Source organism: Kitasatospora cathayae (genome assembly GCF_027627435.1).
Classification (GTDB): domain Bacteria; phylum Actinomycetota; class Actinomycetes; order Streptomycetales; family Streptomycetaceae; genus Kitasatospora; species Kitasatospora cathayae.
On the sequence record NZ_CP115450.1, the window covers coordinates 3,077,527 to 3,091,348 of the forward strand.

10 protein-coding genes are annotated in these 13,822 nt (G+C 75.5%); 2 read left to right on the forward strand and 8 right to left on the reverse strand.

The genetic code is table 11. From position 1 onward, the window contains the following. Positions 1–122: 122 nt before the first annotated feature. Positions 123–1,856, forward strand: a complete 1,734-nt coding sequence (locus tag O1G21_RS13580) for an FAD-dependent monooxygenase (RefSeq protein WP_270143675.1) — start codon at positions 123–125, stop codon at positions 1,854–1,856. Positions 1,857–1,875: 19 nt separating this feature from the next. Here O1G21_RS13580 and O1G21_RS13585 read toward each other — a convergent pair whose 3' ends face one another. The 6 genes from O1G21_RS13585 to O1G21_RS13610 form a co-directional block, all read right to left on the reverse strand. Continuing rightward, complete coding sequence (locus O1G21_RS13585; protein ID WP_270143676.1) at positions 1,876–2,196, reverse strand: hypothetical protein; 321 nt, start codon at positions 2,194–2,196, stop codon at positions 1,876–1,878. Between the two features lie 243 nt (positions 2,197–2,439). Further along, on the reverse strand, positions 2,440–3,540 hold the full coding sequence (locus O1G21_RS41770) for a regulatory protein RecX (RefSeq protein ID WP_405000637.1): 1,101 nt from the start codon (positions 3,538–3,540) through the stop codon (positions 2,440–2,442). A gap of 4 nt (positions 3,541–3,544) precedes the next feature. After that, on the reverse strand, positions 3,545–4,657 hold the full coding sequence (recA, locus tag O1G21_RS13595; protein ID WP_270143678.1) for a recombinase RecA: 1,113 nt from the start codon (positions 4,655–4,657) through the stop codon (positions 3,545–3,547). Between the two features lie 211 nt (positions 4,658–4,868). Further along, positions 4,869–6,095, reverse strand: coding sequence for an AI-2E family transporter (locus O1G21_RS13600; RefSeq protein WP_405000638.1), 1,227 nt, complete (start codon positions 6,093–6,095; stop codon positions 4,869–4,871). Positions 6,096–6,131: 36 nt separating this feature from the next. Further along, positions 6,132–6,326, reverse strand: a complete 195-nt coding sequence (locus O1G21_RS13605) for a DUF3046 domain-containing protein (RefSeq protein WP_153462919.1) — start codon at positions 6,324–6,326, stop codon at positions 6,132–6,134. Between the two features lie 31 nt (positions 6,327–6,357). Next, entirely contained in the window at positions 6,358–7,905 is a 1,548-nt protein-coding gene (locus O1G21_RS13610) for a S8 family serine peptidase (RefSeq protein ID WP_270143681.1), read from the reverse strand. 192 nt (positions 7,906–8,097) lie between these two features. On the opposite strand from O1G21_RS13610, the gene O1G21_RS13615 reads away from it, so the two are divergent. Then, positions 8,098–12,867 (forward strand): ATP-dependent helicase, encoded by a 4,770-nt coding sequence (locus O1G21_RS13615; RefSeq protein ID WP_270143683.1) that lies wholly within the window; start codon positions 8,098–8,100, stop codon positions 12,865–12,867. A gap of 88 nt (positions 12,868–12,955) precedes the next feature. Here O1G21_RS13615 and O1G21_RS13620 read toward each other — a convergent pair whose 3' ends face one another. Further along, positions 12,956–13,255 (reverse strand): hypothetical protein, encoded by a 300-nt coding sequence (locus tag O1G21_RS13620; protein WP_270143685.1) that lies wholly within the window; start codon positions 13,253–13,255, stop codon positions 12,956–12,958. A gap of 54 nt (positions 13,256–13,309) precedes the next feature. Further along, a complete protein-coding gene (locus tag O1G21_RS13625; protein ID WP_030290911.1) occupies positions 13,310–13,678 on the reverse strand; it encodes a helix-turn-helix domain-containing protein in 369 nt (122 codons plus the stop codon). Between the last annotated feature and the right edge of the window lie 144 nt (positions 13,679–13,822).

Consider the following 13,822-nt stretch of genomic DNA (forward strand, 5'->3'; position numbering starts at 1 on the left):
CGGACACGCAGGTGAACTGTTGCATTGCTCTTCGTGACACCTCCCGGGAGCATCCACGCGGCATATGCGGCAGCGGTAACTGACGCCGGCCCATGGGCCGGTTCGTGCCCGGAGGTCCCCGCATGGACCCGGTGATCGTGGTCGGGGCCGGACCGGTCGGTCTGGCCCTGGCCCTCGCGCTGGCCCGGCACGAGGTGCCGACCGTCGTCCTGGACGAGGGCTCCGGGCTCTGCCCGGAGGGCCCCCGCAGCGTCGTCCTCGGCGCCGACTCCACCGCCTTCCTGACCCGGATCGGCTACTCCCGGGCCGTCTCCGACTCGGCGCTGTGGGACTCCTTCACCATCTGGCGGCGCCGCCAGGAGGTGCTGCGGATCGACCTCACCGACTCGCCCACCTTCCACCTCCCCCAGCACCGCCTCCAACGCGGCCTGCGCGACGCCCTGACCGGCACCCCGCTGGTCCGGCTGGTCCCGCTGAACCGGGTCGTCGAGCTCGAACAGGACCGCGACGGGGTCAGCGTCCGCACCCACGGCACCCAGGACGGCTCCAGCACCTGGTGGCGCGGCAGCCACCTGGTCGGCTGCGACGGCGCCCGCTCCACCGTCCGCAAGCTGCTGAAGATCCGCTTCCCCGGCCGCCCGGCCGTCGACCGCAACGCCATCGCCACCGTCCGGGTCGACCTGCCCTTCGACGGCGCCCGGCTGCACCGCGAACCCCCGTGGCGCGGCGACCGCGAGGCCACCGCCCGCCCGCTGCCGGACGGCGTCTGGCGGCTCGACTGGCGGCTGCCCCCGGGTCGGCCCGCCCCCACCGAACAGGTCGACCCGCACGCCACCTGGCCCGGCATCGTCACCGGCGACACCCTGCTCACCCGGGTCACCTCCACCCTCACCGGCTGGTGCGGCGAACTCCCCCGCCACGAGCTGCTCGCCGCCGCCGACCACACCGCCCAGCAGCGCCTCGCCGCCCGCTTCCGCAGCGGCCGCTGCTTCCTGGCCGGCGACGCCGCCCACCTGCACGGCGCCCTCGGCATGCAGAACCTGGCCGACGGGCTGCGCGACGCCGACAACCTCGCCTGGCGGCTCGCCCTCGCCTGGCACCTCCACTCCGGCGGTCCCCAGCCCGGCGGCTCCCTGCTGGACGGCTACGAGGCCGAGCGGCGCGGCGCGGTCGGCGCCCGGCTGCGCGCCGTCGACCAGTCCATGCCGCTGCTGCGCCCGCTGCGCGGCTGGCAGCAGACCCGGCGCTCGCTGCTGGTCGGCGGCTTCCGCAAGCACGCCCCGCTGCTCGCCGACGGCCAGCTGGGCACCGGCCGCTTCGGCGGCGCGCCCGCGTACCCGGCGGCGCCCTCCGGGGTCCCCGGCCGGGTGCCGGTGCAGCGCGGCGCGCGCGGAGTCACCTCGCTCAGCGAGCTGCTGCCCGCCACCGCCCCCGGCGTACTCGTCCCGGACCTGCCGGTGCTCGCCGCCGACGGCACCCCGGACCACCTGCACGCCCGGCTCGGCGCCACCTTCCTGCTGCTGCTGGTCGCCCCCGGCACCGCGGTCTGGTCGGCCGAGCACTGGCTCGGCGCCGGACTGATGCCCCGGCTCGCCGAGGTCGCCGCCGCCCTGCCGGTGCCGGCCGAGGTGCTGGTCACCGAGGAGTACCCGGGTGCCGGACCGCACACCGTGCTGCTGATCCGACCGGACGGGCACCTGGTCGGCGTCACCCAGGGTGCCGCCGCCGAGGACCTCCTGGCACTCGCCGACCGCGCCCGCGGCGGCCCCGCCCCGATCACCGGCCCGCCCGAGCCCGAGCCCGAGCCCGAGGCAGCCCCGGAGCCCGCCGCGCAGCAGGTGGAACCCACCGCCTAGGTGTCCGGTCCGGGCGCCCTCAGCCCGCGACCGCCGTGGCCCGGCTCTCCCGGACCACCGTCACCCGGATCCGGCCCGGCTGGGTCAGCTCCGCCGAGACCTGCCGGGCCACCTCACGGGCGATCAGCTCCGCCCCGAAGTCGTCCACCGTGTCCGGCCGCACCATCACCCGCACCTCGCGCCCGGCCTGCATCGCGTACACCTCCGCCACCCCGGGGTGCGAGCGCGCGATCTCCTCCAGCCGGGCCAGCCGCCGCACGTACAGCTCCAGCGACTCCTTGCGCGCCCCCGGCCGCCCGCCCGAGCAGGCGTCCGCGGCCTGGGTCAGCACGGCCGTCACGGTACGCGGCTCCCTCGCCGTGGTGCGCGGCGATCGCGTGCACCACCTCGTCGGACTCCCCGTGCCGCCGGGCGAAGTCCGCATACGCCCCACTCCCCGTCACTGCGCGGGCCGTCGCCGCGCGCGCCCTCCCTGCGGGGGCGCCGTCCGGCCACGGCCCCGCACTGAGTGCGAGGCTAGGTGCGGGTCACGAAAGGGTCGAGACTCTCCCCGGTGCGGGCCAAGAGCGGGCCGGAGCGGCCGCTACTCCCATCCGGTACCGGACGGTTCGCCGGCCGCCTCCTCCTCCAGCGCGCCGCGCACCACCCGGAAGGCCAGCCCCTCGGAGTAGCCGCGCCGGGCCAGCATCCCGACCAGCCGCCGGGTGCGGACCTGCGGGTCCAGCCCCCGGGTGGACCGCAGCTTGCGCTCGACCAGCGCCCGGGCCGCGTCCGTCTCGTCGTCGTGGTCGAGCTGGGCGACAGCCTGTTCGACCAGGTCGGCGGCCACGCCCTTGGTACGCAGCTCCTGGGCCAGTGCCCGTCGGGACAGGCCCCGGACGGCGTGCCGGGACTCCACCCAGGCCGCGGCGAAGGCGGCGTCGTCGATCAGCCCGACCTCCTCCAGCCGGGTGAGCACCTGCTCGGCGACGTCCTCCGGGATCTCCCGTTTGCGCAGGGCGTCGGCGAGCTGCTTGCGGGACTTGGCCGCGCCGGTGAGCAGCCGCAGGCAGATGTCCCGGGCGCGGCTCTCCGGGTCGGCCTCCTCCTCGGCCCGCTTGCGGGAGGTACGGGCAGCGCTCGCCTCCTCGCCGGGCAGTCCCTCGCCCGGTAGTCCCTCGCCGGAGCGTGCGCTCCGACTGCCGCGGCGCGCTCGGGCGGGCGAGGCGGCCACACCCCCGTGACCGGCCGCCTCGGCCTCGCCCTGATCCCGGCGCGTGGGCAGGCCGTCGCCCCCGACCTCCGGATCCTCGGCCGCCAGTGCCGAGCGGCGCCGACGGCGGCCGGCGGGCAGCTCGGAGGCGGAGACCAGGCCGAGCTCCTCGACCGGGGTCCGCGCCGACCGTTCCCGTTCAGGAGCCGGTCCGGGCGCCGCGCCGCGCGCCACCCGGACCGGAGCGCGATCGGACTCCGGCTCCGGGCCGGAGTCCCACGGCCCGGATGCCCACGGCCCGGATTCCCACTGCGTGGTGGCCGCGCGCTCCCGCCGCCCCCTGCGGGACCGCGAGCGCGCCGGCGCCGACTCGAACACCGGCTCCGGCCCGGACTCCGGCTCCTCCGCGACCGCGGCGAACCAGTCCGGCGGCCCGTAGTCGTCGTCCTCGGGGCCCACCGGGCCGCCGCCCACCGTGTCGTACTGCGTCAACGGCTCAGGCCTTGGCCGCCGCCGTCTTCTTCGCCGCGGCCGTCTTGGCGGCGGTCGCGGTGATCGGCTTCGCGGCGCCGTCGACGGCGGCCTCCGGCGCGTTCTCGGGCGACTCCTCGGTCTTCGGACCGATGCCGAGCTTGCCCTTGATCTTCCGCTCGATCTCGTCGGCGAGCTGCGGGTTGTCCCGCAGGAAGTTGCGGGCGTTCTCCTTGCCCTGGCCGAGCTGGTCGCCCTCGTAGGTGTACCAGGCGCCGGACTTGCGGATGAAGCCGTGCTCGACGCCCATGTCGATCAGGCCGCCCTCGCGGCTGATGCCGATTCCGTAGAGGATGTCGAACTCGGCCTGCTTGAACGGCGCGGCGACCTTGTTCTTGACGACCTTGACGCGGGTGCGGTTGCCGACCGCCTCGGTGCCGTCCTTCAGGGTCTCGATCCGGCGGATGTCCAGGCGGACCGAGGCGTAGAACTTCAGCGCCCGGCCACCGGTCGTGGTCTCCGGCGAGCCGAACATCACGCCGATCTTCTCGCGCAGCTGGTTGATGAAGATGGCGGTGGTGTTCGACTGGTTCAGCGCACCGGCGATCTTGCGCAGCGCCTGGCTCATCAGACGGGCCTGCAGACCGACGTGCGAGTCACCCATCTCGCCCTCGATCTCGGCGCGCGGGACGAGCGCCGCGACCGAGTCGATGATCACCAGGTCGATCGCGCCGGAGCGGATCAGCATGTCGGTGATCTCCAGGGCCTGCTCACCGGTGTCCGGCTGGCTGACCAGCAGGGCGTCGGTGTCCACGCCGAGCTTCTTGGCGTACTCGGGGTCGAGCGCGTGCTCCGCGTCGACGAAGGCGACCGTGCCGCCGGCCCGCTGGGCGTTGGCGGCCAGGTGCAGGGTCAGGGTGGTCTTGCCCGACGACTCGGGGCCGTAGATCTCGATCACTCGGCCGCGCGGGATGCCGCCGACCCCGAGGGCGACGTCCAGGGCGGTCGACCCGGTGGAGATCACCTCGACCGGCTCGTTCGCCTTCTCACCGAGGCGCATCACCGAGCCCTTGCCGAACTGCCGCTCGATCTGGGCGAGTGCGGTCTCCAGGGCCTTCTCGCGGTCCGTACCTGCCATGGCTTTTTCCCTCGGGTTCTGTGCTGTGCGCTTCATCGTCATCGACGCTAGCGCGTCCCACTGACAAACGAGCCCCACCCGGCTCGGCCTGTGGAAAACTCCTCGCCGGAGAGTACAAAAGAACATCTGTTCGATTCAAGCCTCGCAGGTCCGAACACGCCGCGGGGCGGGTCGGCGGGGTCACTCCCCGCCGCCCGCCCCGCACCGTCCGTCACTCCCCGTCGCCGCCGACCATCCGGCGCAGCCGCCGCGCCGCCTCCCGGCGCAGCTCCCGGCGGGCCCGCCGCTGCTCCCCCCGGTCGATCCGCGGATCGGTGGCCACCTCGTACCGCCGCACGTACGTCCCGACGAAGCCCTGCAGGGTCGCCGCCGCCGGGATCGCGATCAGCGCGCCCACCGCACCCAGCAGCGCCGCGCCCGCGATCACCGCGCCGAAGGCCACCGCCGGGTGCACGTCCACCGTCCTGGCGGTGATCCTCGGGTGCAGCACGTAGTTCTCGACCTGCTGGTAGACCACCGTGAACACGAGCACCCACAGCGCGTCCACCGGCTCCTCGGTGAGCGCCACCAGCACCGGCAGCGCACCCGCCAGGTACGTCCCGATGGTCGGCACGAACTGCGACATGACGCCGACCCAGATCGCCAGCGCGGCCGAGTACGGCAGGTCGATCAGCGCGAACATCACCCAGTGCCCGGCCGCCGACACCACCGCCAGCACGGCCCGCGAGTACAGGTAGCCGCCGGTCTTGACGAGCGCGATCTCCCAGGCCCGCAGCACCTCGCCCTGCTTGTCGGGCGGCAGCAGCGAACAGACCGTCCGCCGGACCCGCGGGCCCTCGGCGGTGAAGTAGAAGGTGAACAGCCCCACGGTGAACGTCTGGAACAGCCCGCCGATCAGGGTCGAGGAGACGCCCCAGACGTTGTCCGCGGCCTGCTGGGCGTACCCCTCGATCGTCCCGGAGTCCTTCAGCAGCCGCTTCTGCAGCTCCCCCAGCGACAGTTCCTGATGGAAGGTCCGGTTGACCCAGCCGATCAGGTTGTCGACCAGGTGCGGCAGGTCCCCGGCGATCTTCGCCACCTGGTCCACCAACAGCGTGCCGAGCGCGGCGAGGAACCCCACCACCGCGACCCCGACCGCCACGAACACCAGGAAGGTGGCCACCCCCCGGCGCACCCCGCGCGCCGCCATCCGGTCCACCGCCGGCTCCAGCGCCAGCGAGAGGAAGAACGCCACCAGCAGCATCACGAACAGGTCGATCAGCTGCCGGAACGCCCAGTCGGCGAGCTGGAACAGCCCGACCAGCACCAGGAACAGCACCATCGCCCGGGGCAGCCAGGGCGGCATCCCGCCCCACAGCGCCCCGCCCCGCCCGGTCCGTTCGCCCTCGGCGCCCCGCACCGCCCCGCCGAGGCTCTCCCGCTCTCCGTTCGTAGTCACCCGGACAGTCTGTCCCACCACCCCGGCGTCAGGTGCTCAGCGCAGCAGCGCCGAAACCCCCTGGGTCTCGCAGACCACCCGCCAGACGTCCTTGGCCTCCCAGCCCGCGTCCAGCGCCTGGCGCACCGTCCGCCCGCCCAATTCGCTCATCACGTGGTCGGACGCGAAGGACTCCGCGTACGCCTCGCCGAAGTGCGCGTACATCCGTCGCCAGAACTCGGTCAGCCTCATGCCTCCCAGTATCCCGGACCCGCCGGTCCCGCTACCTGGGCAGTGCCACCAGTCCCGCCCCGAAGTACTGCCGGTCCCCGCACCCCCGCGGCCCCGCCGGACACGCCGCCACCGCCGTGCTCGCCAGCAGGTCGGCGAGCTGCGCCGACCCGAAGTCCGGATGCAGCGCCGCCGCGATCGCCACCGCCCCCGTCACGTGCGCCGCCGCCATCGACGTCCCCGCCAGCGCCGCGTACTGCCCACCCGGCCAGTCCGAGACGACCGCCCCCTGCGCCCCGCCGTCCGGGTCCCCGCCCGGGGCGGCCAGCGAGACCAGACCGCGCCCGTAGTTGGTGTACGAGGACGGACGGCCGTCCCGGTTGACGGCGGTGACGGTGACGACGCCGGGCAGCTGGCCGGGAAGGCGGATGCACTCGGTGCCCAGGTAGCGGGTGCGGGCCGGTCCGGAGCCCCGGTCGTTGGGGCTGCGTTCGTCGGTCCGGGCCGCGCCGAGGTCCTGCCCGTCGTTGCCGGCCGAGGCGACCACCACCGCGCCCTTGCGCTGGGCGTACCCGACGGCCCGGCCGACGGCCGCGATCAGCGCCGCCTGGTCCCGGTCCCCGGGGCAGTTGTACTTCCACGGGTCGGCGAAGTAGCTGTCGTTGATCGCCTTGGCCCCGTGGTCGGCCGCCCAGAGCATGCCGCACACGATGTTCTCCGCGTAGTACTGCCCGAGCGGCCCGAGCAGCCGGACGGCGGCGATCTGCACCCCCGGGGCGACGCCGGTGACGCCCTGCCCGTCCCGGGCCGCGCCGATGATCCCGGCGACGTGGGTGCCGTGCCCGCCCTCCTCCACCCCGGGCTCCGGCCGCCAGGCACCGGTGCGCGCGTCCGGCCGACCGTCGGCGCAGGAGGCCGAGGCCTTCGGGTCGACGGCCGCCCGCAGGTCCGGGTGGGTGTCGTCCACGCCCGAGTCCAGCACCGCGACCAGCACCTTGCGCATCGCCTCCGGGCCCGGCACGCCGCCGGCGCCGTCACCGGTCGACCCCGGCCCCGCCCCCTGGTGCAGCATGGCGAGGTTCCAGGCCCCGCCCTCCCCCGGATCGGGCACCGTGGCCGTCCCCCTGACCCGCCCGTCCGAAGCCCCGTCCGAACGCCCGGATCCCCCGCCCCACCCGTCCGAGCCCCCGCGCCGCACCCCCGCCGCGAAGTCCCCGGCCCCGTCCACCGCCCGCGGCGGCCCCACCACCGGAGCCGTCCGGGTCGCCCCGACCGCGGCGATCCCCGGCCTGTTCCGCACCCGGTCCGCGAAGCCGCCGGTCGCGTACGCCAGCACCGCGCCGATCTGCGGGTACTCCTGCACCACCCGTCCGCCCGCCGCCAGGCTCTCCGCCCCGGCCCGGGCCGCGCCGGCGGCGTCCTCCCGCGCGGCCAGCACCAGGTAGCTGAGGTACGCCCGTCCGGGCCCCGACACGTACGGCACGGCGCCGCCGACCACCAGGGCGGTGAGCAGCATCGCGAGCAGCGCCCGGGCCGGCCCGCAGACCCGGCGTCGGCGGCCGGCGCGGCCGGGACCGCCGGACTGGTGCGCCTGCGCCATCCCACGCTCTCCGCTCGTCGGTCCGTCGAGGTTCCGGCCGGGCAGCCGTTCGACTGCCGTCACAGCCACGGTCACGGATTGATCACGCGTCCGATTCCTCACCATATGAGCGGATCATCATTCCCGCTCCCGCAGCTACACCCTCCTCGCGCCCCACCCCCGCTTGTCAGTCCCACCCGGCACCATGGGGGCATGGCGCCCCAGCACCCGAACCCGCCCGCCGGCTCCCCCGGGCCCGACGCCCCCGGGCCCGCCGACCCGCTGGCCGGCTTCGCCCCGGCCACCCGGGCCTGGTTCACCGGCGCCTTCTCCGCCCCCACCACCGCCCAGGCCGAGGCCTGGCGCGCCATCCAGCGGGAGACCGACGTCCTGGTGGTCGCCCCCACCGGCTCCGGCAAGACGCTCGCCGCCTTCCTCTCCGCGCTCGACCGGCTCAGCAGCACCCCGCCCCCGGCCGAGCCCAAGCGCCGCTGCCGGGTGCTCTACGTCTCCCCGCTCAAGGCCCTCGCCGTGGACGTCGAGCGGAACCTGCGCGCCCCGCTGACCGGCCTGCGCCAGGCCGCCGTCCGGCTCGGCCTGCCCGAGCCCGAGGTCCAGGTCGCCATCCGCTCCGGCGACACCCCGGCCGCCGACCGCCGCCGCTTCGCGACCCACCCGCCGGACATCCTGATCACCACCCCCGAGTCGCTCTTCCTGCTGCTCACCTCCGCCTCCCGGGAGGCACTCCGGGGCATCGACACGGTGATCCTGGACGAGGTCCACGCCGTCGCCGGCACCAAGCGCGGCGCCCACCTCGCGCTCAGCCTGGAGCGGCTGGACGAGCTACTGGACCGCCCGGCCCGCCGGATCGGCCTGTCCGCGACGGTCCGCCCGGTCGAGGAGGTGGCCCGCTTCCTCAGCCCCCAGCGCGGCGCCGCCGTCGTCCAGCCCGCCTCCGCCAAGGAGTTCGACCTCTCGGTGGTCGTCCCGGTCCCCGACCTGGACGACCTGCCCGCCGCCCCGGCCACCGGCGGCGCCGCCGACGCCGACCCGCAGCGCCTGGGGGCACCTCCCAGCCGCCAGGCCGGGGGAGCCTCGATCTGGCCGCACGTCGAGGAGCGGATCGTCGACCTGGTCGAGGCGCACCGCTCGACCATCGTCTTCGCCAACTCCCGCCGCCTGGCCGAGCGCCTGTGCAACCGGCTGAACGAGATCGCCCACGAGCGCGCCACCGGCGCCGTCTTCCCCGAGGCGCACGCCCCGGCCCAGCTGATGGGCGGCTCGGGCGCCGCCAAGGGCGCGCCCGCGGTCATCGCCCGGGCCCATCACGGTTCCGTCTCCAAGGAGCAACGCTCCCTCGTCGAGGAGGAGTTGAAGGCCGGTCGGCTGCCCGCCGTGGTCGCCACCTCCAGTCTGGAGCTCGGCATCGACATGGGCGCCGTCGAACTCGTCGTCCAGGTCGAGTCCCCGCCCTCGGTCGCCTCCGGCCTGCAGCGGGTCGGCCGGGCGGGCCACCAGGTCGGCGCCGTCTCCACCGGCGTGTTCTTCCCCAAGTACCGGGGGGACCTGGTGCAGTCCGCCGTGGTCACCGAGCGGATGCGGGCGGGCCGGATCGAGGCGCTGCGCATCCCGCGCAACCCGCTGGACGTGCTCGCCCAGCAGCTGGTCGCGATGACGGCGCTGGACGCCTGGCCGGTGGACGAGCTGCTCGCCGTGGTCCGCCGCGCCGCGCCCTTCGCCACCCTCCCGCAGTCCGCCTTCGACGCCGTGCTCGACATGCTGGCCGGCCGCTACCCCTCGGACGCCTTCGCCGAGTTGCGCCCCCGGCTGGTCTGGGACCGGGTGGCCGGCACGGTGACCGGCCGCCCCGGCGCCCAGCGCCTGGCCGTCACCTCCGGCGGCACCATCCCCGACCGCGGCCTGTTCGGTGTCTTCATCGCCGGGGCTGACCCCAAGAAGGGCGGTGGCAGGGTCGGCGAACTCGACGAGGAGATGGTCTACGAGTCCCGCGTCGGCGACGTGTTCACCCTCGGCACCACCTCCTGGCGGATCGAGGAGATCACCCACGACAAGGTGCTGGTCACCCCCGCCCCCGGCGTCCCCGGCCGGCTCCCGTTCTGGAAGGGCGACACCCTCGGCCGCCCGCTCGAACTCGGCCGCGCCCTCGGCGCGTTCACCCGCGAGCTGGGCACCCTCCAGCCCGAGGCCGCCACCGAGCGCCTCAAGCAGGCCGGCCTGGACGACTGGGCCGCCGCCAACCTGCTGGACTACCTCGCCGAGCAACGGGCCGCCTGCGGCCACCTCCCGGACGACCGCACCATCGTGGTCGAGCGCTTCCGGGACGAGCTCGGCGACTGGCGGATCGTCATCCACTCCCCCTTCGGCGCCCAGGTGCACGCCCCCTGGGCACTCGCCCTCGGCGCCCGGCTGCGCGAGAAGCACGGCCTGGACCCGCAGGTCATGCACGCCGACGACGGCATCGTGCTCCGCCTGCCCGACGCGGACCTGCTCTCCCCCGACTTCGATTTCAGCAGCCCGTCACAACCCGCCGGTTCGGCCCCGGACGAGGCCCCGGTCGGCGCCGACGCCGCGCTGTTCGACTCCACCGAGATCGAGCAGCTGGTCACCGAACAGGTCGGCGGCTCCGCCCTGTTCGCCTCCCGCTTCCGCGAGTGCGCCGGCCGCGCCCTGCTGCTCCCCCGCCGCAACCCCGGCCGCCGCACCCCGCTCTGGCAGCAGCGCCAGCGCGCCGCCCAGCTGCTCGAAGTCGCCTCCGAGTACGGCTCGTTCCCGATCGTCCTGGAGGCCGTCCGCGAGTGCCTGCAGGACGTCTTCGACGTCCCCGGCCTGGTCGAGCTGATGGGGGACCTCGAATCCCGCGCCGTCCGCCTGGTCGAGGTCACCACCCCCGAACCCTCGCCCTTCGCCCGCTCGTTGCTGTTCGGCTACGTCGCCCAGTTCCTCTACGAGGGCGACTCCCCGCTCGCCGAACGCCGGGCCGCCGCCCTCTCGCTCGACTCCCGGCTGCTGTCCGAGCTCCTCGGCCAGGCCGAACTGAGCGAACTGCTCGACCCGCAGGTGCTCGCCGAGCTGGAGGCCGAGCTCCAACGCCTCACCCCCGAGCGCCGGATCAAGGACGCCGAGGGCGTCGCCGACGCGCTGCGCCTGCTCGGCCCGCTCACCGAGGCCGAGTTGACCGTCCGCGGCGCCGAGCCGCTCTGGGCCCTGGAGCTGGAGGCCGCCCGCCGGGTGATCCAGGTCCGGATCGCCGGCGAGCAGCGCTGGGCCGCCATCGAGGACGCCGGACGGCTGCGCGACGCGCTCGGCACCCCGCTGCCGGTCGGCGTCCCCGAGGCCTTCACCGAGCCGGTCAAGGACCCGCTGGGCGACCTGCTCGCCCGGCACGCCCGCACCCACGGCCCGTTCACCGCCGCCGAGGCCGGCGCCCGCTACGGCCTGGGCACCGCCGTCGTCACCGGCACCCTGCAACGCCTCACCGCGGCCGGCCGCCTGGTCCAGGGCCAGTTCCGGCCGGCCGGAGGCCAGACCGCCCCCGAGTGGCACACCGCCCCCGAGTGGTGCGACGCCGAGGTGCTGCGCCGGCTGCGCCGCCGCTCGCTGGCCGCCCTGCGCCAGGAGGTCGAACCCGTCCCGCCGCGCGCCCTGGCCGCCTTCCTGCCGCAGTGGCAGCACCTGGCCGGGCACCGGCTGCGCGGCCCGGACGGCCTGCTCCGGGTGGTCGAACAGCTCCAGGGCACCGCCCTGCCCGCCTCCGCCCTGGAGAAGCTGATCCTCCCGGCCCGGCTCGGCGACTACTCGCCCGGTCTGCTGGACGAGCTGATGGCGGCCGGCGAGATCGGCTGGTGCGGTGCGGGCGCGCTGCCCGGCAAGGACGGCTGGCTCAGCCTGCACCTGGCCGAGAACGCCCACCTGCTGCGCCCCGAGCCCGTGCCGCCCGCGCTCACCCCGCTGCACAGCGCCCTGCTGCAGGCACTCGCCGGCGGCTACGGCCTGTTCTTCCGCCAGCTCTTCCAGCAGCTGCCGGAGGAGACGCCGGAACCGGAGGTGGTCGAGGCCCTCTGGGACCTGGTCTGGGCCGGGTACGTCAGCAATGACACCCTGGCCCCGCTGCGCGCCCTGCTCGGCTCCGGCCGGACGCCCGGCGCCACCGCCCACCGGGCGACCCGGGCCACCCCGCGCGGCCGCTACGGCGGCGCCGGCCGCGCCTTCGGCCGGCCCGGCGGCGCCCTGCGCAGCGGCCCGCCGACGGTGGCCGGGCGCTGGTCGCTGCTGCCCGCCTTCGCCGCCGATCCGACGGTCCAGGCCACCGCCCAGGCGCAGAGCCTGCTGGACCGGCACGGCCTGCTCACCCGCGGCACGGTGGCGGCCGAACGGGTGCCCGGCGGCTTCGCCGGGGTCTACCGGGTGCTCGCCGCGATGGAGGAGCGCGGCCGGGCCCGCCGGGGCTACTTCGTCGAGGGCCTGGGCGGCGCCCAGTTCGCCATGGAGGGCGCGGCCGACCGGCTGCGTTCGGTCAACGGCCGGCTGGAGCGGGCCCGAGCCACCGAGTGGCCGGCCGGGCCGGCCGCCGAGCCGCCGCAGCTGCTGGTGCTGGCCGCCGCCGATCCGGCGAACGCCTACGGCGCCGCGCTGCCCTGGCCCGAGCCGCCCGCCGCCCCGGGGGCCAAGGAGCCCAGGGCGCACCGCCCGGGCCGCAAGGCGGGCGCCCTGGTGGTTCTGGTGGACGGCGAGCTGGCGCTGTACGTGGAGCGGGGCGGCAAGTCCCTGCTGGCCTGGCCGGAGGACGGGGCGACGGTCGCGCTGGCCGCCGGGGCGCTCGCCGGGGCGGTCCGCGCGGGCGCGCTCGGCAGCGTCATGGTCGAGCGGGCCAACGGCGAGCCCGCCCTGGGCTCCGACCTCGGCCGCGCCCTGGAGGAGGCCGGCTTCCACGCCACCCCCCGCGGGCTCCGGCTGCGCCCGTAGCGGGCCCCGAGGCCCCGGAAAGCCGGGAGGCCGCGGAAAGCCGGGAGGCCGCGGAGTCAACGACCCCGCGGCCTCCGGCCACGTCGATTCACCCGATCGGCGGCGGTTGTGCCTCCACCCGGCCCACCGCCTCCTCGCGCCGGCGTCGGCGTCGCAGCGGTCCGGTCGCGTTCCGGTCGGCGTGGACCGGGATGAGACCGAGCCCCCAGCCACCGGCCGCCAGCAGCCCCAGCACCGCGCCGTCGGTCAGCTGCCCGCGGACGGCCATCAGCCACCAGGCGAGCCCGGCCGCGAGGACCACCAGGACCCAGCGGGTCGGCCACGGCAGCGACCGCCGCGCCCACAGCCGTATTCGGGCCACCGTGCGCACCGTCGCGAGTCTCCGCACGACCGCCCTCCTCCGCTCGCCCCGGGCTTCGGGAACCCGGGTGTCGAGGCCGGATCAGGCGGCGACCACGTCCATCGCGGCGGCCTTGGGCGACATGTTCGCCCGGTCGGCGCCGGGGGCGGGCAGCGGAACCGGTTCGAGTACCGGCCTCAGCAGATCACCTTCGGAGAGGGTGGCCATCGCCGCAAGTTCGGCGAGCGACAGTTCGTCGCTGACCTCGCGCATGACCTCGGACATCCGGACGTCGAGTGCGTCGCAGATGGCGGAGAGCAGCTCCGAGGAGGCCTCCTTCTGTCCCCGCTCGACCTCGGAGAGGTACCCGAGCGAAACCCTGGCGGCTGCCGACACCTCGCGAAGTGTGCGGCCCTGGCGCTGGCGCTGCCGACGCAGTACATCGCCCAGTAGGCGACGGAGCAGGATCATCGGTGCCTCCCTCCTCGGACTGCGGATCGAGATGTCACGCCCCCACCGTACCGCCTTGCCCGCTTCGCGTGCGGGGACCCTGGTCGTGTTCACTCTGGGCTGCAAGGCCGTCCCCCTCCTTGTTCCGGTGTCGCACCCGGGTTC

Coding starts and splice junctions, on each gene's coding strand:
- O1G21_RS13610 (WP_270143681.1), bottom strand. CDS start 7,905: ATGGCGCAGGCGCACCAGTCCGGCGGTCCCGGCCGCGCCGGCCGCCGA.
- O1G21_RS13605 (WP_153462919.1), bottom strand. CDS start 6,326: ATGAGGCTGACCGAGTTCTGGCGACGGATGTACGCGCACTTCGGCGAG.
- recA (WP_270143678.1), bottom strand. CDS start 4,657: ATGGCAGGTACGGACCGCGAGAAGGCCCTGGAGACCGCACTCGCCCAG.
- O1G21_RS13580 (WP_270143675.1), top strand. CDS start 123: ATGGACCCGGTGATCGTGGTCGGGGCCGGACCGGTCGGTCTGGCCCTG.
- O1G21_RS13625 (WP_030290911.1), bottom strand. CDS start 13,678: ATGATCCTGCTCCGTCGCCTACTGGGCGATGTACTGCGTCGGCAGCGC.
- O1G21_RS13615 (WP_270143683.1), top strand. CDS start 8,098: ATGGCGCCCCAGCACCCGAACCCGCCCGCCGGCTCCCCCGGGCCCGAC.